The following is a 21,757-nucleotide window of genomic DNA, read 5'->3' on the forward strand; positions in this document are numbered from 1 at the left end:
GCCCAATCCAGAACGCCTGCAGTGTCAGGGCTTCCGCCTTGGCGGAAGCAATCTACGGGCTAATGGAAGGATCACTCATGAAGATCGATGCTTTTGCTTCTGGGATCTCTCGCAAGACAGTACTGACCGCGGCCATCGCGCTGGCGATGTCCACCCTTTCCGCGCACGCGGAAGACACCTGGGTATCCACGCGTACGCAAGCCGCGATGCTACCCGTCGCGGGCACGCAGACACTGGCCGCGGCGGCCACCACGGGTACGCCCACGGCTTCGGGCTACGCCCTGAACATGACCGGCTCCCCGCACATCGATGGCGCGGCCGTCACGGCGATGGCCGCCGACCAGCCGTTGCACATCTCGGTCAGCCTCAAGCTGCGCAACGCCGACCAGTTGGAATCGTTCCTCGCGGCCGTGACCACGCCGGGCAACCCCCAGTACGGAAAATTCCTCACGCCGGAGCAGTTCAAGGAGCGCTTTGCGCCGACGCAGGCGCAGGTCGACAAGGTCGTGGCGCACCTGCGCCATGCGGGCTTCAGCAACATCGACGTGGCGCCCAACAACCTGCTGATCTCGGCGGACGGTAACGCCGGTGCCGCGGTCAACGGTTTCCACACGTCGATCAAGCGCTTCAATGCGAACGGCCGCGAATACTTCGCGAACGATACGCCGGCCCTCGTGCCCGCCGCGCTGGGCGACTCCGTGCAGTCGGTGCTCGGTCTGCAGAACGTGTCCGTGAAGCGTCCGCTAAACCACGTGTACAAGCCCGCCGACGTTGTCGTGCCGGGTTCATCGATGACCACGCAGGCCGCCGCGGCAGTCAGTTCGCATCATCCGCAGGACTTCGCGGCGATCTACGGTGCCAGCGGTGTGCCGGCTGCGACCAACACGACCGTCGCCGTCATCACCTGGGGCTCGGTCACGCAGACCGTGACGGACCTCAACAGTTATACGGCCAGCGCCGGCCTGCCGACGGTGAATGCCACGATCACCAAGGTCGGCACCGGTACGTTCGCGAACGACCCCGACTCCAACGTGGAATGGTCGCTGGACAGCCAGGACATCGTGGGCATCGCCGGCGGTGTGCAGCATCTGATCTTCTATACGTCGGCCAACGGCGACTCGAGTTCCGGAGGCATCACCAACGCAGGCATCACCGCCACGTTCAATCGCGCGGTGACCGATAACCAGGCGAAGCTGATCAATGTCTCGCTCGGCGAAGACGAGACCGCGGCCGAGCAGTCCGGTACGCAGGCGGCCGACGACACCATCTTCCAGCAGGCCGTCGCGCAGGGCCAGACCTTCTCGGTGGCATCCGGCGATGCGGGCGTGTACCAGTGGTCGGCCGACCCGCAGTCGGGCTCGCCGGGCTATGTCGCCAACTCGGCCGGCACGGTGAAGATCGATCTCAACCACTACTCGGTCAGCGAACCCGCGAGCTCGCCGTACGTGATCCAGGTCGGTGGCACGACCTTGTCCACCAGCGGCACCAGCTGGACCGGCGAGACGGTGTGGAACGAAGGCCTTTCGGCTGTTTCGCCGCCGACCTACAACAACCTGCGCCTCTGGGCCACCGGTGGCGGTACCAGCCTGTACGAGACCGCCCCGTCGTGGCAGACGTCGGTCAGCAGTTCGACGAAGCGCGTCGGTCCGGACGTGGCGTTCGATGCCGCGTCGGCATCGGGCGCGCTCATCGTCGCGAACGGGTCGACCTATCAGGTGGGCGGTACCAGTCTTGCTTCGCCGTTGTTCGTGGGTGCCTTCGCACGCATCGAATCGGCGGCGAACAATGCCATCGGTTTCCCTGCCTCGAAGTTCTACCAGGCCTTCCCCGCGCAGGCCTCGCTGTTGCACGACGTAACCTCGGGCAACAATGGCTACCAGGGCCATGGCTATACCGCATCCACCGGTTTCGACGAGGCCACGGGTTTCGGCAGCTTCAACATCGCCGCGCTCAACGCCTACGCGCAAGCCAACTGGGTGAGCGGCGGCGGTGGCGGCAACACGCCGCCCGTGGCGAATTTCAGTGTCGCCACCAGTGGCCTCACTGCCACCTTCACCGACAGCTCCACGGACAGCGACGGCAGCATCGCTTCGCACTCCTGGAACTTCGGTGACGGCGCCACGTCCACGTCCACGAATCCGAGCCACACCTACGCGGCCGCCGGCACCTATACGGTGAGCGAGACGGTGACCGACAACGGCGGGTCGAGCAACACCAAGACTTCGTCGGTGACGGTCGGCTCCGGTGGCGGCGGCAACGTGTTGCAGAACGGCGTGGCCGTGACCGGTCTTTCGGCAGCGAAGAACGGACAGCTGAACTACACGGTCACGGTACCGTCCGGTGCGACCAACCTGAAGATCGCGATTTCAGGCGGTACCGGCGATGCCGACCTCTACGTGCGGCTCGGCGCCGCTCCGACGCTTTCGACCTACGACTGCCGTCCGTACGTCACGGGCAACACGGAAAGCTGCACGGCCACCGCGCCGACGCCGGGCACGTATTACGTGATGCTCAATGCCTACGCCGCGTTCTCGGGAGTGACGTTGAAGGCTACCTGGACCAACTAAGCTGAGAGTGATTTGGAGGCGCCGGCTAGCAAGAGCCGGCGCCTTTTTTTGTAGGAGCGCGCCCTGCGCGCGACAGCTTTTCGCGATCAAATAACAATCTTGGAGTCCTTCGCGACAAGCTGTCGCGCGCAGGGCGCGCTCCTGCAACACCGTGGCGTGAATTGTCCGGTCAGTGTCCGGACGAGGGCTGTCGTACCTCCCACAAACGGCGGAAACTGTGCTCATCCCTACCGAGGAGCGCACAGCCATGTCCCTTGCCGATATCGCCCTGATCGTCATCGACGCCCAGGAGTCTTTCCGTCATCGCCCGTACTGGCGCGAGGAGGGCGTGGCCGCCTATATCGATCGCCAGCAGGCTCTGGTCGATGGCGCAAAGAACGCTGGCATGAAGATCGTGCAGGTCTTCCACGTGGAAGACCAGGGTGCGTTCGCTGAAGCCGGTGGATTCGTGACCGCGCTGAAGCCTTTGCACATCCAGGCCGATGCGGTCTTCCGCAAGCGCCGTCATAGCGCGCTCGTGGGCTCGGGACTGGACGTATGGCTGACCGAGAGGGGCATTCGCCGCCTGATCGTTTCCGGCATCCGCACGGAGCAGTGCTGCGAAACGACCACGCGCCACGCTTCCGACCTCGGTTACACGGTCGATTTCGTGGGCGAAGCGACGCTGACCTTTCCGATGACCGATGCCGGCGGCCGTGAGTGGAGCGCCGCCGACATCCGCGCCCGCACGGAGCTCGTCCTGGCCGGTCGTTTCGCCCGGATCGCCACGGTCGAAGAAGCGCTTTCCGGCAGCCTGCGCTTCGCCGCCTGATGAATGCTTCCGCGCCAAGGCGCATTCCGGTGTACGTGGTGCTGCCACCGCGGCTGCTCCTGCTGGATGTCGCCGGGCCGATGGAAGTGCTGCGCAAGGCGAATATCGAGCAGTCCGCCGTGCGCTTCGACATCACCTACGTGGGGCCTCTGCGCAAAGTCGGAAGTTCCATCGGCCTCGGCGTCTCGCCCATCGCCCCCTTGCCGGCGAAGCTGCCGGACAGTGCCATGCTCGTGGTGCCGGGACACGCGGATGTGCCGGAAGGCCCTGCGATGACGTCCCCGCAGCAGCATCGGGACGGCCAGGACGCCATCGTCGCCTGGCTGCGCAAGGTGGTGCGTCCGGGCATGCGGGTGATCTCGATCTGCTCCGGTGCGCTGCTGGTCGGGCGCGCCGGATTGCTCGACGGCCATGAGTGCACCACGCACCATGGCTGCATCGCCGAACTCGCGGACGCGGCTCCAGCGGCGCGGGTGCGCGAAAACCGCCTGTACGTGGAAGACGGCGAGAGGCTGACCAGCGCAGGCATCACCGCCGGCATCGACCTCATGCTGCATGTGGTGGCCGGCCTTGCCGGGCCGCCCGTGGCCCTGGCCGTCGCGCGCTACATGGTGATCTACCTCCGGCGGGCCGGCGGCGACCCCCAACTGTCACCGTGGCTGGAAGGGCGCAACCACCTGCACGCCGCCATCCACCGGGCCCAGGACGCCATAGCGGGCGACCCCGCACGCGAGTGGACCGTGGCCTCCCTGGCGCGGATAGCTGCGTCCAGCCCGCGCAACCTCTCGCGCCTCTTCAACGAGCACGCCGGCATGAGCGTCACCGACTACGTGAACCGCATGCGCGTGGCATTGGCGAAGGAGCTGCTGACCGGCTCGCGCCTCGACGTCGAGGCGGTGGCGGAGCGATCCGGTTTCGGGTCGGCACGGCAACTTCGGCGGGTGTGGCGCCGATTGAACGATTTTCCCCCCAGCAGGGCGCGCACAACGGTATAAGCTCTATCACCATGAGCCGCACGTTGCTGGCACTCATGGTCCCCGAGGCCGAACCCCTGGTCGGCGACCTGCGCGCGCGTCTGGATCCCGCCGCGAAGCTGGGCCTGGGGGCCCACATCACGCTGGTCTACCCCTTCCTCGACAGCGAACGCATCACCCCTGCCGTCGCCGACCGGCTGCGGACCGTGGCCGCGGCCCGGGAACCGCTGTCGTTCCGGCTCGACGCGGTGCGCATGTTCCCATCGACGGTGTGGCTGGCGCCGTCGCCGGCCGGCGCGATCGGCTTGCTGGCGGCGGCATTGCAACTGGCCTTCCCGGAGCGTCCGCGTCGCGACCGCGAGTTCCCGGATTACGTGCCGCATGTGTCCGTGGCCCGGGAAGTGCGTCGCGACCGCGGCGCCATCGCGGCCACCCTGGAGGAGCGGCTCCATGCCAACGGGCCGGTGCCTTGCATGGTGGGGCAGGTCCACGTCATGGAGCGCGCGCCGGAAGGGTGGCAGACACGGCTGATCGTGCAACTGGGCAGCGCGCCGTAGGAGCGCGCCTGCGCGCGACATCTTTTGGGGCCTTGAGCTACAGGGCCTGTTGCTTCTCGCTAAAAGCTGTCGCGCGCACGGCGCGCTCCTACAATCCCCCGTCGCCCGGGAACAGGCGGCGATGGTCGCCGTGGCCGTGCCAATGGCTGACGGAGGCCGGCACCAGCGCATGCACGTCGATACCTGCTGCTTCGAACATGTCCCAGGTGTCGAGCAGGGCGCGGCGCAGGACCGCGCTGCCGGGGTCGTCGCTGGCGTTGTTCCGCGCCCAGTCCAGGGTCTCCACGATGCGCAACGACCAGTCGTAGAGCAGGTCGGCGCGGGCCATGAGGTGCTCGCGCAGCCAGGGCCGCAGGCCTTCCTGAAGGGGCAGTCCCTCGTCCTGGGCGACGCGTCTCAGCAGGGCGGCGACTTCCGGGTGTGCGCCGCGATACCACTCCGTATGCCCACCGGCGGCGGCCCGGACCACGAGCGGGGCCATGGCATGGTTTTCCCTGAAGGCTTCGATCAGTCTCCGCTCGATCCGCCGGGCGGCGCTCACGCGTTCGGCATCCACCAGCAGGCCCCGGTCGAGGTCGAAGAACTCATAGAACCGGCGGTGCAGGGTAGAGAACCGGGTGAACGGGTCGCGCGAAAAACCCAGCTTCAGCAGATCCTCGTCACGGCAGGGCACCACGTACACGAAGGCCCGGCCTCGCGTCGCGAATCGTGGGTAGGGAGCCTCTTCTGTCATGCGGGCAGTATTCCCCGCGAACTTGCATGAAGCTACAAAATTACGATAGAATCCGTGAATCTTAAGCGGCGTTCGCGACGGCTGAGGCCTGTGGCGGTTGCCCCTTCAGGAACTTTCTTTTTACAAGAAAGCCTCCTCGTGAGGCTTTTTTGTTGGGCGCACGGAGGCGTCCTGCGACACAATGTGAGCGCCGTCAAGGCATCGCGTGGGCGCTGGAGGAGAGTGTCGGGACACATCGGCGACGTAAAGGAATGGGCCGTTCGCGCCCTTTTTTTGTTTCTGGCGACCGGAAAACCGCAGGCAACGTGGATACAAACGCACTTTCACAGCGATTCACCGACATCGTGGCCGACCTTGGCCTCGAGGTGCTGGGCATCGAATTCCTCCCGTCCGGCGGGCAGAGCACCCTGCGCGTCTACCTCGACGTGCCTGGTGGCGAGCGCGAGGTCACGGTCGAGGACTGTGAAGCCGCGAGCCGCGAGTTCTCGGCCTTCCTGGACGTTGAAGATCCGATCCCGGGCAACTATGTACTGGAAGTCTCCTCTCCCGGTATCGACCGCCCCCTGTTCACGGCGGAGCAGTTCGCGCGCGTGAGCGGCCAGGAGGTCAAGGTGCTGCTGAAGGCCCCGATCGAGGGCCGCCGGCGCCTCAAGGGCAACGTCGTTGAAGTAAACGGCGAGCACATTGTGGTCGAGGGCGAGGCTGGAAGATTCGAATTCGAGCACGCGGACGTCGAAAGCGCCCGCGTGGTTCCCGACTGGGTGGCCCTCGGCTATGCGCCGCAGCCGAAGCCCGCGCCGGGCAAGAAATCCAAATAACGTAACGACGGGATGCGGGACATCCTTTGGGAGTAGCGGCAATGAGCAAAGAACTTTTGCTGGTAGTCGACGCGGTCGCCAATGAAAAAGGCGTGCCGCGCGAAGTCATTTTCGAAGCCATGGAAGCGGCGCTGGCCTCGGCCGCGAAGAAGCGCTACCCCGACGAGGATCCGGACATCCGGGTCGAGATCGACCGTAACAGCGGCGATTACGAAACCTTCCGCCGTTGGGAGATCATCGCCGACGACGGCGAGATGGAGGATCCGTCCTTCCAGATCCGCCTGATGGACGCCCAGGACGAAGCGGGCGAGGACGAGGTTGCCGAGGTCGGTGGCTGGATCGAGCACCAGATCGAGAACGCCGAGTTCGGCCGCATCGCCGCGCAGGCCGCGAAGCAGGTCATCGTGCAGCGTGTCCGCGAAGCCGAGCGCCAGCAGGTGGTCGACGCTTTCCGCGACCGCGTGGGCGAGCTGGTCACCGGCATCGTGAAGCGCGTGGAACGCGGCAACGTTTACCTCGACCTGGGCAGCAATGCCGAGGCGTTCATTCCGCGCGACAAGACGATTCCCCGTGAATCGGCTCGCGTCGGCGACCGCGTGCGCGGCTACCTCTATGAGGTGAAATCGGAAGTTCGCGGTCCGCAGCTGTTCGTCTCGCGCAGCGCGCCGGAATTCATGATCGAGCTGTTCAAGCTCGAGGTGCCGGAAGTCGGCCAGGGCCTGGTCGAGATCAAGGGCTGCGCCCGCGATCCGGGCGATCGCGCAAAGATCGCCGTGGTAGCCCACGACAGCCGCACCGATCCCATCGGCGCGTGCATCGGCATGCGCGGATCGCGCGTGCAGGCCGTGTCGAACGAGCTCAACGGCGAGCGCGTCGACATCATCCTGTGGCACGAGAACCAGGCCCAGTACGTCATCAACGCGATGGCGCCGGCGGAAGTGCAGTCGATCATCATGGATGAAGAGAAGCACTCGATGGACATCGCCGTAGCCGAGGACAAGCTGTCCCAGGCCATCGGCCGCGGCGGCCAGAACGTGCGCCTCGCCAGCAAGCTCACCGGCTGGCAGCTCAACGTGATGACCCAGGACCAGGTCACCGCGAAGTCCGAGGCCGAGCAGCAGGCCGCGCTCAACCTGTTCATGGAACGCCTGGAAGTCGACCAGGAAATCGCCGGCATCCTGGTCCAGGAGGGTTTCTCCTCGGTCGAGGAAATCGCGTACGTGCCCAGCGCCGAGCTGCTGGCGATCGAAGGCTTCGACGAGGACATCGTCGAGGAACTCCGCGCCCGCGCCCGCGACGCACTGCTTACCGAAGCCCTCGCGGTCGAGGAAGGCATCGATGAAAATGGCCCTTCCGCCGAGTTGCTCGGTCTGGAAGGCATGGACGAATCCACCGCCTTCGCGCTCGCCGAGCGCAACGTGAAGACGCTCGACGACCTGGGCGACCTCGCCGTCGACGAGCTGATCGATATCGAAGGCATGACCGAGGAACGCGCATCGCAGCTGATCATGGCCGCGCGCGCTCCGATGATCGCCCGACTGGAGAAGGACGGCTAAGCGCGAGTCCGGAAGCGTCCTGGAGGGGCGCCCCGAGGGAAACCGCGAGGTTTCCCGCCAAGGATGGAGGCAGCCGTACGGGTCATCGACGGCACGTAAGGTTACGCGCGGGAACGGCGGAGATTAAAGAACGATGTCGGACGTTACTATCAAACAACTGGCCCAGGTCCTGGAGATGCCAGTCGAGAAGCTCCTCGGGCAGCTCGACCAGGCCGGGATGAAATTCAACAATGCGGATCAGGTCATCAGCAGCACCGAAAAGGTGAAACTGCTCGGTTTCCTGCGCCGCACGCATGGCAAGAACGAAGCCGCTCCCGAAGCGGACGACTCGGCTCCGCGCCAGATCACGCTCAAGCGCCGCACCGTCGGCGAGCTGAAGGTGAACTCGGGCAGCGGCCGTGGCGCCGGCCCGGCCAAGACGGTGAATGTCGAGGTCCGTGCGAAGCGCACCTACGTGAAGCGCAGCGCGATCGCCGAAGACGCGTCGCACGACGCCGGGCGTGAGGATGCCGCGCGCAAGCTTGCCGACTCGCAGGCGCAGCGCGAGCACGAGGAAGCCCAGCGCCGCGAGGAAGCCGAGCGTCGCCGCGAGGCCGAAGAAGCCCGCCAGCACGCCGAAGCCGAAGCCCGTCGCCAGGAAGAGGCCGCCGCCGAGGCGCGCCGCCAGGCGGAAGAGGCCGCGGCCGAGCGCGCTCGCGCCGAGGAAGTCCGTGCCGAAGCGCCCGTGACCGTCCCCGCACCCGGAGCAGCAACCGAGGCACCGGCGCAGGCAGCGGGCGACGACGGCATCGGCCACCAGACGGCCAAGCTCGATAACCGCTCGCTCGGCATGATCCTGCCGCGCATCCACGAGCCGCGTAAGCGCGAGCGCGTGGTCTCCAAGCCCGTTCCGCCTCCGGCTCCGGCCCCCGTGCCGGCACCGGCGCCTGCGCCGGTGGCTGCGACGCCGGCGGCGCGTCCAGCCGCTCCGTCCGCGGCGCGTCCTGCGCCGTCTCCGTCGTCCGGCGACGCTCGTGGTGCGGCGCGGCCGAAGCATGGCGGCGGCGGTACCGGTAACGGCCGCGGCGGCGATCGCGAGCCCGGTGGCAAGCGCTTCGCCGCGGGCGAACTGCACCTCTCCGACGCCGATCGCGCCCGCCGTTCCAGCGGCAATCGCCGCGGCGGCAAGGTCAAGGGCCGTTCCGAGCCGCCGCGCGGTGCCACGCCGTCGGGTCCGCACGGCTTCACGCGTCCCACCGCCGCGGTGGTGCGCGACGTCGTGATCGGCGACAACAACCTCGTCACCGAATTGGCCCAGAAGATGGCCGTGAAGGGCGCCGAGGTCGTGAAGGCGCTGTTCAAGATGGGCGTCATGGCCACGATCAACCAGACGATCGACCACGATACCGCCGCGCTCGTGGTGGAAGAACTCGGCCACAATCCGGTTCGTGCCACCGACAACGACGCGGAAGCCGCGCTGGCGTCGCATACCCAGAACGTGGAACTCGAGGGCGAGAAGGTCCAGCGTCCGCCGGTCGTCACGATCATGGGTCACGTCGACCACGGCAAGACCTCGCTGCTCGACTACATCCGTCGCACCAAGGTCGCTTCGGGCGAAGCGGGCGGCATCACGCAGCACATCGGCGCATACCACGTCGAAACCAGCCGTGGCGTGATCACCTTCCTCGACACCCCGGGCCATGCCGCGTTCACCTCGATGCGTGCCCGTGGCGCGCAATCCACCGATATCGTGGTGCTGGTGGTGGCCGCCGACGACGGCGTCATGCCGCAGACCCAGGAAGCGGTGAAGCATGCGCGCGCCGCGAAGGTGCCGCTGATCGTCGCGATCAATAAGATGGACAAGTCCGACGCCAATCCGGACAACGTGAAACAGGGCCTCGCGAACCTCGAGGTCATCCCGGAAGACTGGGGTGGCGATACGCAGTTCGTGCCGGTGTCGGCGAAGACCGGCGACGGCGTCGACGCACTGCTCGACGCGATCTCGATCCAGGCGGAAGTCATGGAACTCAAGGCAGTGGCCGACGGCCGCGCCTCGGGTGTCGTGATCGAGTCCAGTCTCGACCGCGGCCGCGGTCCGGTGGCCACGGTGCTCGTCCAGCAGGGCACGCTGAAGAAGGGCGACTTCGTCGTCTGCGGCGTGGAATACGGCCGCATGCGCGCCCTGGTCGACGAGACCGGCAAGCAGGTGAACGAAGCCGGCCCGTCCATTCCGGTGCAGGTGCTGGGTCTTTCCGGCGTGCCTGAGTCGGGCGACGATTTCGTGGCCGTCGAAGACGAGCGCCTCGCTCGCCAGGTGGCCGCGGAACGCCAGCAGAAGCGCCGCGAGAACCGCCTGGTCAGCAAGTCCAACCGCCTGGAAGACATCATGGCGCAGATGGGCCAGGGCGAAGGCCAGCAGACCCTCAACATCCTGGTCAAGGCCGATGTGCAGGGTTCGGTGGAAGCGCTGCGCGATTCGCTCACCCAGATCGGCAACGACCTGGTGAAGGTGAACGTGATCTCGTCCGGCGTGGGCGGCATCACCGAGTCGGAAGCGACGCTGGCGGCGGCCTCGAAGGCGCTGATCATCGGCTTCAACGTCCGTGCCGACGCATCGGCGCGCAAGGTGATCGACACCAACGGCCTCGACGTCCGTTACTTCTCGATCATCTACGACGTCATCGACCAGGTGAAGCAGGCCGCCTCGGGCCTCCTCGGCATGGAAATCCGCGAGGAGATCATCGGTATCGCCCAGGTGCGCGACGTGTTCCGCTCGTCGAAGTTCGGCGCGGTGGCCGGCTGCATGGTCACCGAAGGCGTGGTCAAGCGCTCCAAGCCGATCCGCGTGCTGCGCGACAATGTGGTGGTGTTCCAGGGCGAACTGGAATCGCTGCGCCGCTTCAAGGACCTCGTCGACGAAGTCCGCAACGGCATGGAATGCGGTATCGCGGTGAAGCAGTACAACGACGTGAAGGTCGGCGACCAGATCGAGTGCTTCGAGCGCATCGAAGTCGCCCGCACGCTCTGACAGGAAGCAACGCGCCTCCCCGGTCCGCCGGGGAGGCTTTATTCGTTTCAGGAGGGGCAAATATGCCATCCCGTGATTTCAAGCGCACCGACCGGGTGTCCGCCGAACTCCGCCGCGAGATCGGCCTCCTCGTGCACGCGGCCGTGCGCGACCATGCCCTGCCGTCGGTGAGCGTATCCGACGTGGAAACCACCAAGGACCTGGACTGGGCCACGGTGTGGGTCACCGCGCTGATGCCCGAGCAGTCCGCCACGGCGATGAAGGCGCTGAAGGAGCTGGCCCCGGAATTCCGCCGCAGCCTGTCGCGTTCCATGCGCCTGCGCCGCGTGCCCGAGCTGCGCTTCAAGTACGACGAGTCGGTGGACGAGGGCGAGCGCATCGAGCGCCTGCTGCGCGACAACCCCATCCCGCCGGCCGATCCATCCGACGAGACCTGACCCGCCACGCGACAACCCGTCCCGCAGCGCTGCGTCCACGGGACCCGACCTGTAGGAGCGCGCCCGGCGCGCGACATCTTTTCGTACCAGTCCCCAACCCAGCGCGCCAGCTCCATGTCACGGCCGCAAAACATGTCGCGCGCAGGCGCGCTCCTACACAGTCCTCTACGTCGTTATGACCCGCCGAACCTTCCGCGACATCCACGGCATCCTCCTCCTCGACAAGCCGCTGGGTCTCAGTTCGAACCAGGCGCTGCAGACGGCGCGCCGGCTGGTGGGCGCGGCCAAGGGCGGGCATACCGGGAGCCTGGATCCGCTCGCGACGGGGCTGCTGCCGCTCTGTTTCGGCGAAGCGACCAAGATCGCCGGCTGGCTGCTCGGTTCGCGCAAGGCCTATGAGGCCGAAGTGAGGCTGGGCGTGACCACGACCACGGCCGACCTCGAGGGCGAGGTGGTCGAAACACGACCGGTCCCCGCGCTGGACGATGCCGCCCTCGAAGCGGCCCTGGCGCCGCTTCGAGGGCGCATCGTGCAGGTTCCGCCCGCCTACTCGGCCATCAAGCAGGACGGCGTGCCCCTGTATGTGAAGGCGCGCCGGGGCGAGGCCGTCGACGTGCCCGCCCGCGAGGTCGAGGTCTACCGTCTGTACGTGACCGGGCGCGACGGCGACACGGTCCGCCTCCATGTGGAGTGCGGTTCCGGCACCTACGTGCGCAGCCTGGCCGTCGACCTGGGCGCGAACCTGGGGTGCGGCGCGCACCTCACCGGCCTGCGCCGGCTCTGGGTGGAGCCCTTCATGGCGCCCGCCATGGTCACCCTCGAGCAGTTGCGGGAGGCGGCCGAGGCGGGTCCGGACCCCCTGGACGCCTGCCTGCTGCCCGTGGAAGCGGGCCTCGCTCATATTCCCCGGGTGGATCTCAATCCGGACCAGACCCGCGTGCTCGCTTTCGGCCAGCCGGTACCGCTGGGGGCAGGGACCGCCGTCCCGCTTGTGGGAGCCGGCTCCGCCGGCGATCCCGCGGCAGCGGGCAGGCTCGCGGCGCGTATCGGCATCCCCGGCCGCTGCGCCGCCTACGGGTCCGACGGCAGGCTGATGGCCCTGGCCGAGGTGGACGGGGAGGGGATCCTGCGGGTGCTCCGGGGGTTCAATCTGCCGCCCGTCTGACCGGGCTTGTTGCCACTACGCGCAGGACGTTACAATTACGTGCTCGTTTAACGGCTTTCATCAAAAGCGAGGCTTGCGCAACTTCATCGGGGGCCGTTGAGGTTGCGCAAGTCTCGCATCCGCTTTTTAAGGAATCGATACACATGTCGCTCACCGTCGAACAGACCAGCCAGATCATCAAAGACTACGGCCGCGCGCCCAACGACACGGGTTCCACCGAAGTCCAGGTCGCCCTGCTGTCCGCCAACATCACCGCGCTGCAGGATCATTTCCAGGCGCACAAGCAGGATCACCACTCGCGTCGCGGCCTGCTGAAGATGGTCAACAAGCGCAAGACGCTGCTGGCCTATCTCAAGAAGAGCGACCTCGCTCGCTACCAGACCCTGATCGAACGCCTCGGCCTGCGCCGCTAAACCACCGGAACAGGACGAGGAGAGATCGAAGTGGCGAAAGTAACCAAGTCATTCCAGTACGGTAGTCACGAAGTCAAACTGGAGACGGGCGAAATCGCCCGGCAGGCCTCCGGCGCGGTCATGGTCAGCATGGGCGGCACCGTCGTCCTGGTGACGGCAGTCGCAGCGCCCAAGGCGCGCGAAGGGCAGGATTTCTTCCCCCTCACCGTCGACTACACGGAAAAGTTCTATTCCGCCGGTCGCATCCCGGGCGGCTTCTTCAAGCGCGAAGGCCGTCCGACGGAGAAGGAAACCCTCACCTCCCGCCTCATCGATCGTCCGATTCGTCCGCTCTTCCCTGAAGAGTTCAAGAACGAAGTCCAGGTCATCGCGCAGGTCGTCTCGCTCAATCCGGAAGTCGACGGCGACGTCCCGGCCATGCTCGGCGCCTCCGCCGCGCTGCACCTCGCCGGCGTGCCGTTCAACGGTCCCATCGGCGCCGCCCGCGTCGGTTACGTCAACGGCCAGTACCTGCTGAACCCGTCGGCCACCGAGCTGAAGACCTCCGACCTCGACCTCGTCGTGGCCGGCACGGCCAACGCCGTGCTCATGGTCGAATCCGAAGCGAAGCTGCTCAGCGAAGACGTCATGCTCGGCGCGGTGATGTTCGGTCACCAGCAGATGCAGGCCGCGATCGAGGCCATCAACGCCTTCGCCGCCGAAGCCGGTCGCAAGACCTTCGCGTGGGAAGCCCCGGCCGCCAACACGGCGCTGCACGACGCCGTCCGCGGCGCCGTCGGCAACCGCCTCGCCGAGGCCTTCCAGATCCGCGACAAGCTGGCCCGCCGCGACGTCATCGCCGCCATCAAGGCCGACGTGAAGACGGCCATCGCCGCCCAGGCCGAAGCCAACGGCTGGACCGACGCCGACATCGCCACCGCGTTCGGCGACGCCGAGTACCGCACCCTGCGCGATGGCGTGCTGAAGACCAAGGTCCGCATCGACGGCCGCCAGCTCGACGACGTCCGCCCGATCTCGGTACGCGTCGGCGTGCTGCCGCGCACCCATGGCTCGGCGCTGTTCACCCGCGGTGAGACCCAGGCGCTGGTCGTGGCCACGCTCGGCACCACCCGCGACGCGCAGATCATCGATGCGCCGGAAGGCGAGTCGAAGGATACCTTCCTGTTCCACTACAACTTCCCTCCGTTCTCGGTGGGCGAAACCGGCCGCTTCGGCGCCCCGAAGCGTCGCGAGATCGGCCACGGCCGCCTTGCCAAGCGCGGCGTGCAAGCGGTCAAGCCGAGCATCGACGAGTTCCCCTACGTCGTTCGCGTCGTCTCGGAAATCACCGAGTCGAACGGCTCCTCGTCGATGGCCTCGGTCTGCGGTTCGTCGCTCGCGATGATGGACGCCGGCGTGCCGCTCAAGGCACCGGTGGCGGGTATCGCCATGGGTCTGGTGAAGGAAGGCAACGATTTCGTCGTGCTCTCCGACATCCTGGGTGACGAAGACCACCTCGGCGACATGGACTTCAAGGTGGCCGGTACCGCCGATGGCGTGTCCGCGCTGCAGATGGACATCAAGATCGAAGGCATCACCGAGGAAATCATGCGCACGGCGCTGGCCCAGGCCAAGCGCGGCCGCACGCACATCCTCGGCGAGATGGCCAAGGTGATGAGCACGGCCCGTTCGGAAATGAGCGAGTTCGCGCCGCGCCTGCTCACGATCAAGATCCACCCGGACAAGATCCGCGAAGTGATCGGCAAGGGTGGCGCCACCATCCGTTCGATCACGGAAGAGACGGGCACGACGATCGACATCACCGACGACGGCAACGTGGTCATCGCCTCGGTCAACCGCGAAGCCGCCGAAGCCGCGCGCAAGCGTATCGAGCAGATCGTCTCGGACGTCGAGCCGGGCCGCATCTACGAAGGCAAGGTCGCCAAGCTGATGGACTTCGGCGCGTTCGTCACGATCATGCCGGGCAAGGACGGCCTCGTGCACGTATCGCAGATCTCCAGCGAGCGCGTGGAGAAGGTGTCCGACAAGCTGAAGGAAGGCGACATCGTCAAGGTCAAGGTCCTGGAAGTCGACAAACAGGGTCGCATCCGCCTGTCGATGAAGGCCGTCACCGAAGAAGAAAGCGCCGCGAGCTGATTTGACAGCCCAGGCGTCCTAAGAGCCCGGCATCGCAAGATGCCGGGCTTTTCTTTGCCTGGTCCATGGGAAGCGCGCTCACACCAAGGTCATCCGCCTTTACGCAAACGCACGTAAACGTTTACATTCCCGGTTCGATCCACGTCCCGGAAACCGCATGAGCCCTCCGTTCCATCTCCAGCTACGCCCGTTCGCGCGGTTGCTCGCTACCTCCCTCGTCCTGACCTGCGCGGCCGGTGCCGCCATCGCCGCGTCGGCCGCAGTGCCGGCAGCGAATGCGCAGCTGGCGTCGCCGCAGATCGAGCAGAAAGTGGACGCGCTGCTGGCCCGCATGACCCTCGCCGAGAAGCTCGGCCAGTTGGTCCAATACGGTTCCGACGGCGCCTCCGCGCCCACCGGGGCGGAGGCCATTGCCGCCAATCCCGAGGCGCGGGCGCACGTCGACGTGATGGCGCTGGCACACAAGGGCGAGCTGGGTTCGATGCTCAACGTGGTAGGCGCGGAAACCACGCGCAGGTTCCAGGATGCGGCGCTGCATAGCCGCCTGGGTATCCCCTTGCTGTTCGGCGCCGACATCATCCATGGTTACCGCACCATCTATCCCGTGCCCCTGGGCCTCTCCGCGACATGGGATCCCCAGCTGGTGGAGGACGTCTCGCGAATGTCCGCGGCGGAAGCGGTGACCGGCGGCGTGAAGTGGTTCTACTCGCCCATGGTCGACATCTCGCGCGACGCGCGCTGGGGCCGCTCCACCGAAGGTGCCGGCGAGGATGCCTACCTCGGCGCGGCCATGGCTCGTGCGTACATCCGCGGATACCAGGGCAAGGACTTGGCCGATCCCGGGAGCGTGGCGGCATCGGTCAAGCACTTCGCCGCCTATGGCGCGGCGGAGGCCGGTCGCGAATACAACACCACCGACATGTCGGATATCCGCCTGCGCCAGGTCTACCTGCCGCCGTACCGGGCGGCCGTGGAAGCCGGTGCCGCCACCATGATGAGCGCTTTCAACGCGCTCAATGGCGTGCCCGCCACCGCGAACGGTTATCTCATGACGGATATCCTGCGCAAGGAATGGGGCTTCAACGGCTTCGTGGTGAGCGATTACACCGCCGTGATGGAACTCAACAACCACGGCATCGCGCTGGATGCCGCCACGGCGACGCAAAAGGCGCTGCAGGCGGGCGTGGAAGTGGACATGATGAGCCACTACTACGACACCGAAATTCCTGGCTTGCTGAAAGAAGGCAAGCTGTCCACGGCTACCGTGGACGAGGCCGTGCGTCGCGTGCTGCGGGTGAAGTTCGCGCTCGGCCTGTTCGAGCACCCGTACGCTCGCGGCACCGAGGTGACCCGGGCCGTGGACGCGAATCGTCCCCTGGCCCGGCGTGCCGCGGAGGAATCCTTCGTGCTGTTGAAGAACGGCGGCCAGGGCGCGGTGCCGGTGCTTCCGCTCGATGGCCGGGTGAAGAAGCTGGCGCTCATCGGTCCGCTGGCCGATGCCGCGGGCGAAATGCAGGGCGCGTGGGGCGGTGCGCAACATTTCCCAGACGTGGTCACGCTGCGCAGCGCCCTGGCGGCGCGGATGAAGGCGCAAGGCGGCGAACTGATCTATGCCGAGGGCACCGCGGTCGAGACGGACTCGGAAGCCGGTTTCGCCGAGGCGAAGAAAGCGGCCGGGCAGGCCGACGTAGTGGTGATGGCGCTCGGCGAATCCTCGCGCATGAGCGGCGAGGCCGGATCGCGCGCGCATCTGGATCTTCCGGGCAACCAGCAGAAGCTGCTGGAGCAGGTCGTCGCGACCGGCAAGCCGGTGGTCCTGTTGGTGTTCTCGGGGCGGCCCCTGGTGCTCGGCTGGGCCGACCGGCACGTGCCGGCGATCATGGCCGTCTGGTTCCCGGGTACCGAGGCAGGCAATGCGGTGGCCAACGTACTGTTCGGCGATGTTCCACCCAGCGGCAAGCTCACCATGAGCTTCCCGCACGCGGTGGGCCAGGAGCCGCTGTATTACAACCAGTTCCCGACCGGCCGACCGGCGGGCGATGCGGATCTCGACCAGCCGCCGGGTCGCGAGACGACCTTCATCTCGCGCTACATCGACGCGCCGAACGAGGCGCTGTATCCCTTCGGCCACGGGCTGTCGTACACCACGTTCGGCTATTCTGACGTCCAGGTGTCTCGCACTCGTGTGCCGCTGGCGGAAGCGAACGAGGTGGGCGCCAGGGACCTTGTCACCGTGACCGCCACGGTGAAAAACACCGGCAAGCGCGCGGGCACCGAGGTGGTGCAGCTTTACCTGCGCAACCTGGGGGCCAGCGTGGAACAGCCCGTGCGCAGTCTTGCAGGGTTCCAGCGCGTGGCGTTGAAGCCGGGAGAGTCCCGCCGCGTGACCTTCCAGCTCGGATTCCCGGAACTGTCGTTCTGGAACGTGAAAAGCCAGGAAGTGGTCGAGCCGACCCGCTATACGGTATGGGTAGGCGGTAGCTCGAAGGCCGACAAGGAGGCGGGGTTCGAGATCGTGCCGTAACATAGCGGCATGGCAGAAAAACCGACCGATTTCATCGACCAGTACCAGGCCTGGGTCCGCCAGGGCCTGGAAACCTGGTCGCGTCAATTCGATCCGAAGGCCGCACCCGCCGAGGGCGTTCAGCCGGCGGATATCGCGGCACGTCTGTTCGCCGGTCTCGGCGGCTACGGTGAGTGGATGCGTTCCGTGATGGGCGGCGAAAATCCCGGGGCGTCTTTCGCTCCCGGCTTGCCCCCGTTCGGTCACGGGCCGCAGATGCCTCCGGACTTCGACGAATGGGCACGCGTCGCCAACGACATGCTATCGATGCCCGCGTTCGGCCTCACTCGCGAACAACAGGAAGAACAGCAGGCACTGCTGCGCGCGTGGATCGATTACCTGGGGCACTACCAGCGCTACCAAAGCTTGCTGCAAGGCGTGCACGAACGGGCGAACGCAGCCCTGCGCGAGCAAGGTGTGTCGGCTGATGCGGAATCGATGCGTTCGATCTACGACCGCTGGGTGAACCTCGCCGAGGAAAGCTACGCCGAAGCGGCCCTCTCCGAGGAATTTCGCGAGGTGTATGCGTCGCTGGTCAATGCGCAGATGCGCCTGAAGCTGCTGCAGCAGCGACAGGTGGAGCGGGTGGCGGTGCAGGCCGGCATGCCGACGCGCAAGGAAGTGGACAGCCTGGGCGAACGGCTGCAGGCTGTTCGCCGTGAGCTTCGCCACATGAAGGGACTGGTCGACGAAGTGGCGGCGCTGAAGGCCGAAGTGGCCGCGCTGCGCGGCGGCAGGAAGCCGAAGACCCGCAAGCCATGAACACGAATCCCTTCCAGATCGATCCGGAGCGGGCCCGTGCCGAGGTCGAAGCATTCCGGCGCAAGCTCGAATCCGGTCTCGAAACGTTGAAGAACGTGGGGCCGATCGAGCTCGGCGCGACGCCGCGCGAGGCGGTCTACAGCGAAGACAAGCTTACCCTCTGGCATTTCAAGGGCGAGAAGGCACCGACCTCGAAAACGCCGCTGCTGATCTGCTACGCGCTGGTGAATACGCCCTGGATGATCGACCTGCAGGAAGATCGCTCCATGGTGCGCAACCTGCTGGAGCAGGGCGAGGACGTCTATCTCGTGGACTGGGGCTATCCCGACGGGGCGGACCGCTGGCTCACGCTGGAAGACTATATCGACGGCTATCTCGACCGCTGCGTCGACGCGGTGCGCGAGCGGCATGGCGTCGAATCGCTGAACCTGCTCGGCATCTGCCAGGGTGGCGTGTTTTCGCTGTGCTACGCGGCGCTGCATCCGGAGAAGATACGCAACCTCGTCACCATGGTGACCCCGGTGGACTTCCACACGCCCGACAACATGCTTTCGCACTGGGCGCGCAACGTGGACATCGACCTGTTCGTCGATACGGTAGGCAACGTGCCGGCCGACGTGATGAACTTCGCATACCTCACGCTCAAGCCGCTGCGCCTGAACCAGCAGAAGTACCTCGGGCTCGTCGACATCCTCGACAATCCGAAGGAAGTGGAGAACTTCCTGCGCATGGAAAAGTGGATCTTCGATTCGCCCGACCAGGCAGGCGAAACCTTCCGCCAGTTCGCGCGCGACTTCTTCCAGAAAAACCTGCTGATGAAGGGCGAGGCGCGCATCGGCCGGCACCGCATCGACCTGCGGAAGATCACCCAGCCGGTGCTCAACATCTACGCGGAGCAGGACCACTTGGTTCCACCCGCGGCATCCACGCCGCTGGGCGGGCTGGTGGGCAGCGCCGACTACACCGCGCTGGCCTTCAAGGGCGGACACATCGGCATCTACGTTTCCGGCCGGGCGCAGAAGCAGGTGCCGCCGGCCATCCATGCATGGCTCGCCGAACGGTGACAGCGCGCCTCGCCAAGATCGTCATGACGCTGGCCCTCGCCGCCTTCGCGTTCGTCGTGACGTACGACAACCTCGTCGACTACGGTTCGAACTTCGCCTTCGTGCGCCACGTGTTGTCGATGGACACGACGTTCCCGGGCAATGCGCTGCAGGGCCGCGCTATCACCAGCCCCGCGGCGTGGCACGCGGGCTACGCGCTCATCATCGCCGGGGAAGGTGCGACCTGCGTCCTCCTGCTCGTGGGCGCGCTGGCACTCTGGCGTTCGCGTCGTGCGAGCGGGGCCGTGTTCCAGGCGGCCAAGCGCTGGGTCATCGCAGGTTGCACCGTGGGCTTCCTCGTCTGGTTCTTCGGTTTCATGGTGGTAGGCGGGGAATGGTTCGCCATGTGGCAGTCGAAGATCTGGAACGGGCAGGACGCCGCGTTCAGGTTCTACATGACGCTGCTCGGGGTACTGATCTTCGTCAACCACCCCGACCCCGACCTGTAGGAGCGCGCAAAGCGCGCGACATCTTTTCGCCCCGGTCCCCAAAGCTGCCCTGTAGGAGCGCGCCTAGCGCGCGACATCTTTTCGCCCGGCGCCCCAAAGCTGGCGCGCCAGCTTCCAGACTGGCGCGAAAGGCTGTCGCGCGCAGGGCGCGCTCCTACACCACGCATGCGATAATCCGCGCATGAACGCGAACGCCTCCCACGACTCCATCCGCGCCGTGCAATGGCATGGCGACCGCCTGCGCCTGCTCGACCAGCGCCGCCTGCCGGCGGAGGAAACCTGGATCGACTGCACGTCGTCGGACGAGGTCACCCGCGCCATTCGCGACCTGGCCGTGCGCGGCGCTCCGGCCATCGGCATCGCCGCGGCCTGGGGCGTGGTGTTGGCGGCAAAGGGCGGGGAAGACTTGGCCACGGCCATGGCCACGCTGCGGGCCGCGCGGCCGACGGCGGTGAACCTGATGTGGGCCCTGGACCGCATGAACCGCAAGGTGCTCGAAGGCGCCGATGCCGCCGCGCTCGAGCGCGAGGCCCAGGCCATCCAGGACGAGGACCTCGCGGCCAACCGGCACATGGGAGAACTGGGCGCGGCGCTGATCGAAGCCGGTTCCCACGTGCTTACCCACTGCAACACGGGCTCCCTTGCCACGGCCGGGTACGGCACGGCGCTGGGCGTGATCCGCGCAGGCGTCGCCTCGGGCCAGATCGAGCAGGTCTATGCCGGCGAGACCCGGCCCTGGCAGCAGGGCGCTCGCCTCACGATGTGGGAACTCGTGCGCGACGGCATCCCTGCGCGCCTGATCGCCGATTCCGCCGCCTCGCACCTCATGAAGGAGGGCAGGATCACCTGGGTGATCGTCGGCGCGGATCGCATCGCTGCGAACGGCGACACGGCGAACAAGATCGGCACCTACCAACTCGCCATCGCCGCGCGCCACCACGGCGTGAAGTTCATGGTGGTGGCACCGTCGACGACGGTGGACATGGCCACGGCGACCGGCGCCGATATCGAGATCGAACTGCGCGACGCTACCGAGCTTTTCTCGGTCGCAGGAAACCGCACGGTGATCGAAGGGGCGGACGCCTGGAATCCCGTGTTCGACGTCACGCCCGCCGAACTCATCGACGCGATAGTCACCGAGCGCGGCGTGATCCTGAAACCCGATGAAGAGCAGATGCGGATCCTCTTTCCATGACGCACCTGCGCCGCGAGGTCGTGCTGTTCGCGATCGGGGGGATCATCGGGCTCGGCGTCGATGCCGGTATCGCCCAGGGGCTGGTGGGGCTGGCCGGTTGGAACGTCTATACCGCGCGCGTCGTTTCCTTCCTCAGCGCGGCCACCGTCACCTGGTGGTGGAATCGCACGCGTACGTTCGCCCACCGCGATTCCGGTCGCGGGCGCCATGCGGAATGGCTGCACTGGATGGGTCTGATGGCCCTCGGCGCGGTCGTGAACAACAGCGTTTACGTGCTTGCGTTCAAGCTGTTCCCGGCCCTCCACGCGTGGCCCGCCGTGGCGGTCGCGGCCGCATCGGCCGCGGGCTCCGTGGCCAATTTCCTGCTGGCCCGGACGGTGCTTTTCCGGGACCCGGAACGCGCTGTGTAAGTCATTGATTTTCAGCCTTTTTTAGCTGTCTTTTCCACGCCCTCTGTGCTATCATCGACGGGTTGAGCCGGTGGCGTCCCGCGAGCGGGATGCGCAGAGCC

General features: G+C 66.5%; 18 protein-coding genes. 17 read left to right on the forward strand and 1 reads right to left on the reverse strand.

The window, feature by feature from the left end; all coding sequences use genetic code 11:
- Positions 1–77 precede the first annotated feature (77 nt).
- From ACR9ZH_RS08590 to ACR9ZH_RS08605, 4 genes are all read left to right on the forward strand, one after another.
- On the forward strand, positions 78–2,567 hold the full coding sequence (locus tag ACR9ZH_RS08590; protein WP_481290338.1) for a protease pro-enzyme activation domain-containing protein: 2,490 nt from the start codon (positions 78–80) through the stop codon (positions 2,565–2,567).
- Positions 2,568–2,814: 247 nt separating this feature from the next.
- Complete coding sequence (locus ACR9ZH_RS08595; RefSeq protein ID WP_481290339.1) at positions 2,815–3,378, forward strand: isochorismatase family protein; 564 nt, start codon at positions 2,815–2,817, stop codon at positions 3,376–3,378.
- Positions 3,378–4,373 carry a GlxA family transcriptional regulator gene (locus tag ACR9ZH_RS08600; protein WP_481290340.1) on the forward strand — a complete coding sequence of 332 codons (996 nt, stop codon included), beginning with the start codon at positions 3,378–3,380 and terminating at the stop codon, positions 4,371–4,373. The genes ACR9ZH_RS08595 and ACR9ZH_RS08600 overlap by 1 nt, the downstream gene beginning before the upstream one ends.
- Before the next feature lie 11 nt (positions 4,374–4,384).
- The gene (locus ACR9ZH_RS08605; RefSeq protein ID WP_481290341.1) at positions 4,385–4,909 is read left to right on the forward strand and encodes a 2'-5' RNA ligase family protein; all 525 of its coding nucleotides are present in this window, start codon (positions 4,385–4,387) and stop codon (positions 4,907–4,909) included.
- An 88-nt stretch (positions 4,910–4,997) separates the two neighbouring features.
- Here ACR9ZH_RS08605 and ACR9ZH_RS08610 read toward each other — a convergent pair whose 3' ends face one another.
- Entirely contained in the window at positions 4,998–5,642 is a 645-nt protein-coding gene (locus tag ACR9ZH_RS08610; RefSeq protein WP_481290342.1) for a GIY-YIG nuclease family protein, read from the reverse strand.
- Positions 5,643–5,947: 305 nt separating this feature from the next.
- Between ACR9ZH_RS08610 and ACR9ZH_RS08615 the strand changes: the two genes are divergently transcribed.
- The 13 genes from ACR9ZH_RS08615 (at position 5,948) to ACR9ZH_RS08675 (ending at position 21,656) form a co-directional block, all read left to right on the forward strand.
- Positions 5,948–6,460, forward strand: a complete 513-nt coding sequence (locus ACR9ZH_RS08615) for a ribosome maturation factor RimP (RefSeq protein WP_481290343.1) — start codon at positions 5,948–5,950, stop codon at positions 6,458–6,460.
- 41 nt (positions 6,461–6,501) lie between these two features.
- Complete coding sequence (gene nusA / locus ACR9ZH_RS08620) at positions 6,502–8,016, forward strand: transcription termination factor NusA (RefSeq protein WP_481290344.1); 1,515 nt, start codon at positions 6,502–6,504, stop codon at positions 8,014–8,016.
- Positions 8,017–8,149: 133 nt separating this feature from the next.
- On the forward strand, positions 8,150–11,023 hold the full coding sequence (gene infB / locus ACR9ZH_RS08625; RefSeq protein WP_481290345.1) for a translation initiation factor IF-2: 2,874 nt from the start codon (positions 8,150–8,152) through the stop codon (positions 11,021–11,023).
- Between the two features lie 62 nt (positions 11,024–11,085).
- A complete protein-coding gene (gene rbfA / locus ACR9ZH_RS08630) occupies positions 11,086–11,460 on the forward strand; it encodes a 30S ribosome-binding factor RbfA (RefSeq protein WP_481290346.1) in 375 nt (124 codons plus the stop codon).
- 175 nt (positions 11,461–11,635) lie between these two features.
- Positions 11,636–12,625, forward strand: coding sequence for a tRNA pseudouridine(55) synthase TruB (truB, locus tag ACR9ZH_RS08635; RefSeq protein ID WP_481290347.1), 990 nt, complete (start codon positions 11,636–11,638; stop codon positions 12,623–12,625).
- A 143-nt stretch (positions 12,626–12,768) separates the two neighbouring features.
- The gene (rpsO, locus tag ACR9ZH_RS08640) at positions 12,769–13,038 is read left to right on the forward strand and encodes a 30S ribosomal protein S15 (RefSeq protein ID WP_166698855.1); all 270 of its coding nucleotides are present in this window, start codon (positions 12,769–12,771) and stop codon (positions 13,036–13,038) included.
- Positions 13,039–13,068: 30 nt separating this feature from the next.
- Positions 13,069–15,174: a polyribonucleotide nucleotidyltransferase gene (pnp, locus tag ACR9ZH_RS08645; protein WP_481290348.1), complete on the forward strand. Its 2,106-nt coding sequence runs from the start codon at positions 13,069–13,071 to the stop codon at positions 15,172–15,174.
- A gap of 157 nt (positions 15,175–15,331) precedes the next feature.
- Complete coding sequence (locus tag ACR9ZH_RS08650) at positions 15,332–17,698, forward strand: glycoside hydrolase family 3 N-terminal domain-containing protein (protein WP_481290349.1); 2,367 nt, start codon at positions 15,332–15,334, stop codon at positions 17,696–17,698.
- 9 nt (positions 17,699–17,707) lie between these two features.
- Complete coding sequence (locus tag ACR9ZH_RS08655) at positions 17,708–18,499, forward strand: poly(R)-hydroxyalkanoic acid synthase subunit PhaE (RefSeq protein ID WP_481290350.1); 792 nt, start codon at positions 17,708–17,710, stop codon at positions 18,497–18,499.
- Positions 18,496–19,563, forward strand: coding sequence for a class III poly(R)-hydroxyalkanoic acid synthase subunit PhaC (locus tag ACR9ZH_RS08660; RefSeq protein WP_481290351.1), 1,068 nt, complete (start codon positions 18,496–18,498; stop codon positions 19,561–19,563). The genes ACR9ZH_RS08655 and ACR9ZH_RS08660 overlap by 4 nt, the downstream gene beginning before the upstream one ends.
- A complete protein-coding gene (locus tag ACR9ZH_RS08665) occupies positions 19,560–20,051 on the forward strand; it encodes a DUF2165 family protein (RefSeq protein WP_481290352.1) in 492 nt (163 codons plus the stop codon). The genes ACR9ZH_RS08660 and ACR9ZH_RS08665 overlap by 4 nt, the downstream gene beginning before the upstream one ends.
- Positions 20,052–20,232: 181 nt before the next feature.
- Positions 20,233–21,246, forward strand: a complete 1,014-nt coding sequence (gene mtnA / locus ACR9ZH_RS08670; protein WP_481290353.1) for an S-methyl-5-thioribose-1-phosphate isomerase — start codon at positions 20,233–20,235, stop codon at positions 21,244–21,246.
- A complete protein-coding gene (locus tag ACR9ZH_RS08675) occupies positions 21,243–21,656 on the forward strand; it encodes a GtrA family protein (protein ID WP_481290354.1) in 414 nt (137 codons plus the stop codon). The genes mtnA and ACR9ZH_RS08675 overlap by 4 nt, the downstream gene beginning before the upstream one ends.
- The last annotated feature ends 101 nt before the right edge of the window (positions 21,657–21,757 follow it).

The sequence above is a fragment of the Luteibacter sp. SVR4-7G genome (assembly GCF_056755555.1).

Coding starts and splice junctions, on each gene's coding strand:
- mtnA (WP_481290353.1), top strand. CDS start 20,233: ATGAACGCGAACGCCTCCCACGACTCCATCCGCGCCGTGCAATGGCAT.
- ACR9ZH_RS08605 (WP_481290341.1), top strand. CDS start 4,385: ATGAGCCGCACGTTGCTGGCACTCATGGTCCCCGAGGCCGAACCCCTG.
- ACR9ZH_RS08595 (WP_481290339.1), top strand. CDS start 2,815: ATGTCCCTTGCCGATATCGCCCTGATCGTCATCGACGCCCAGGAGTCT.
- rpsO (WP_166698855.1), top strand. CDS start 12,769: ATGTCGCTCACCGTCGAACAGACCAGCCAGATCATCAAAGACTACGGC.
- ACR9ZH_RS08675 (WP_481290354.1), top strand. CDS start 21,243: ATGACGCACCTGCGCCGCGAGGTCGTGCTGTTCGCGATCGGGGGGATC.
- ACR9ZH_RS08610 (WP_481290342.1), bottom strand. CDS start 5,642: ATGACAGAAGAGGCTCCCTACCCACGATTCGCGACGCGAGGCCGGGCC.
- ACR9ZH_RS08655 (WP_481290350.1), top strand. CDS start 17,708: ATGGCAGAAAAACCGACCGATTTCATCGACCAGTACCAGGCCTGGGTC.
- ACR9ZH_RS08650 (WP_481290349.1), top strand. CDS start 15,332: ATGAGCCCTCCGTTCCATCTCCAGCTACGCCCGTTCGCGCGGTTGCTC.
- truB (WP_481290347.1), top strand. CDS start 11,636: ATGACCCGCCGAACCTTCCGCGACATCCACGGCATCCTCCTCCTCGAC.
- ACR9ZH_RS08590 (WP_481290338.1), top strand. CDS start 78: ATGAAGATCGATGCTTTTGCTTCTGGGATCTCTCGCAAGACAGTACTG.
- infB (WP_481290345.1), top strand. CDS start 8,150: ATGTCGGACGTTACTATCAAACAACTGGCCCAGGTCCTGGAGATGCCA.
- rbfA (WP_481290346.1), top strand. CDS start 11,086: ATGCCATCCCGTGATTTCAAGCGCACCGACCGGGTGTCCGCCGAACTC.
- ACR9ZH_RS08660 (WP_481290351.1), top strand. CDS start 18,496: ATGAACACGAATCCCTTCCAGATCGATCCGGAGCGGGCCCGTGCCGAG.
- nusA (WP_481290344.1), top strand. CDS start 6,502: ATGAGCAAAGAACTTTTGCTGGTAGTCGACGCGGTCGCCAATGAAAAA.
- ACR9ZH_RS08600 (WP_481290340.1), top strand. CDS start 3,378: ATGAATGCTTCCGCGCCAAGGCGCATTCCGGTGTACGTGGTGCTGCCA.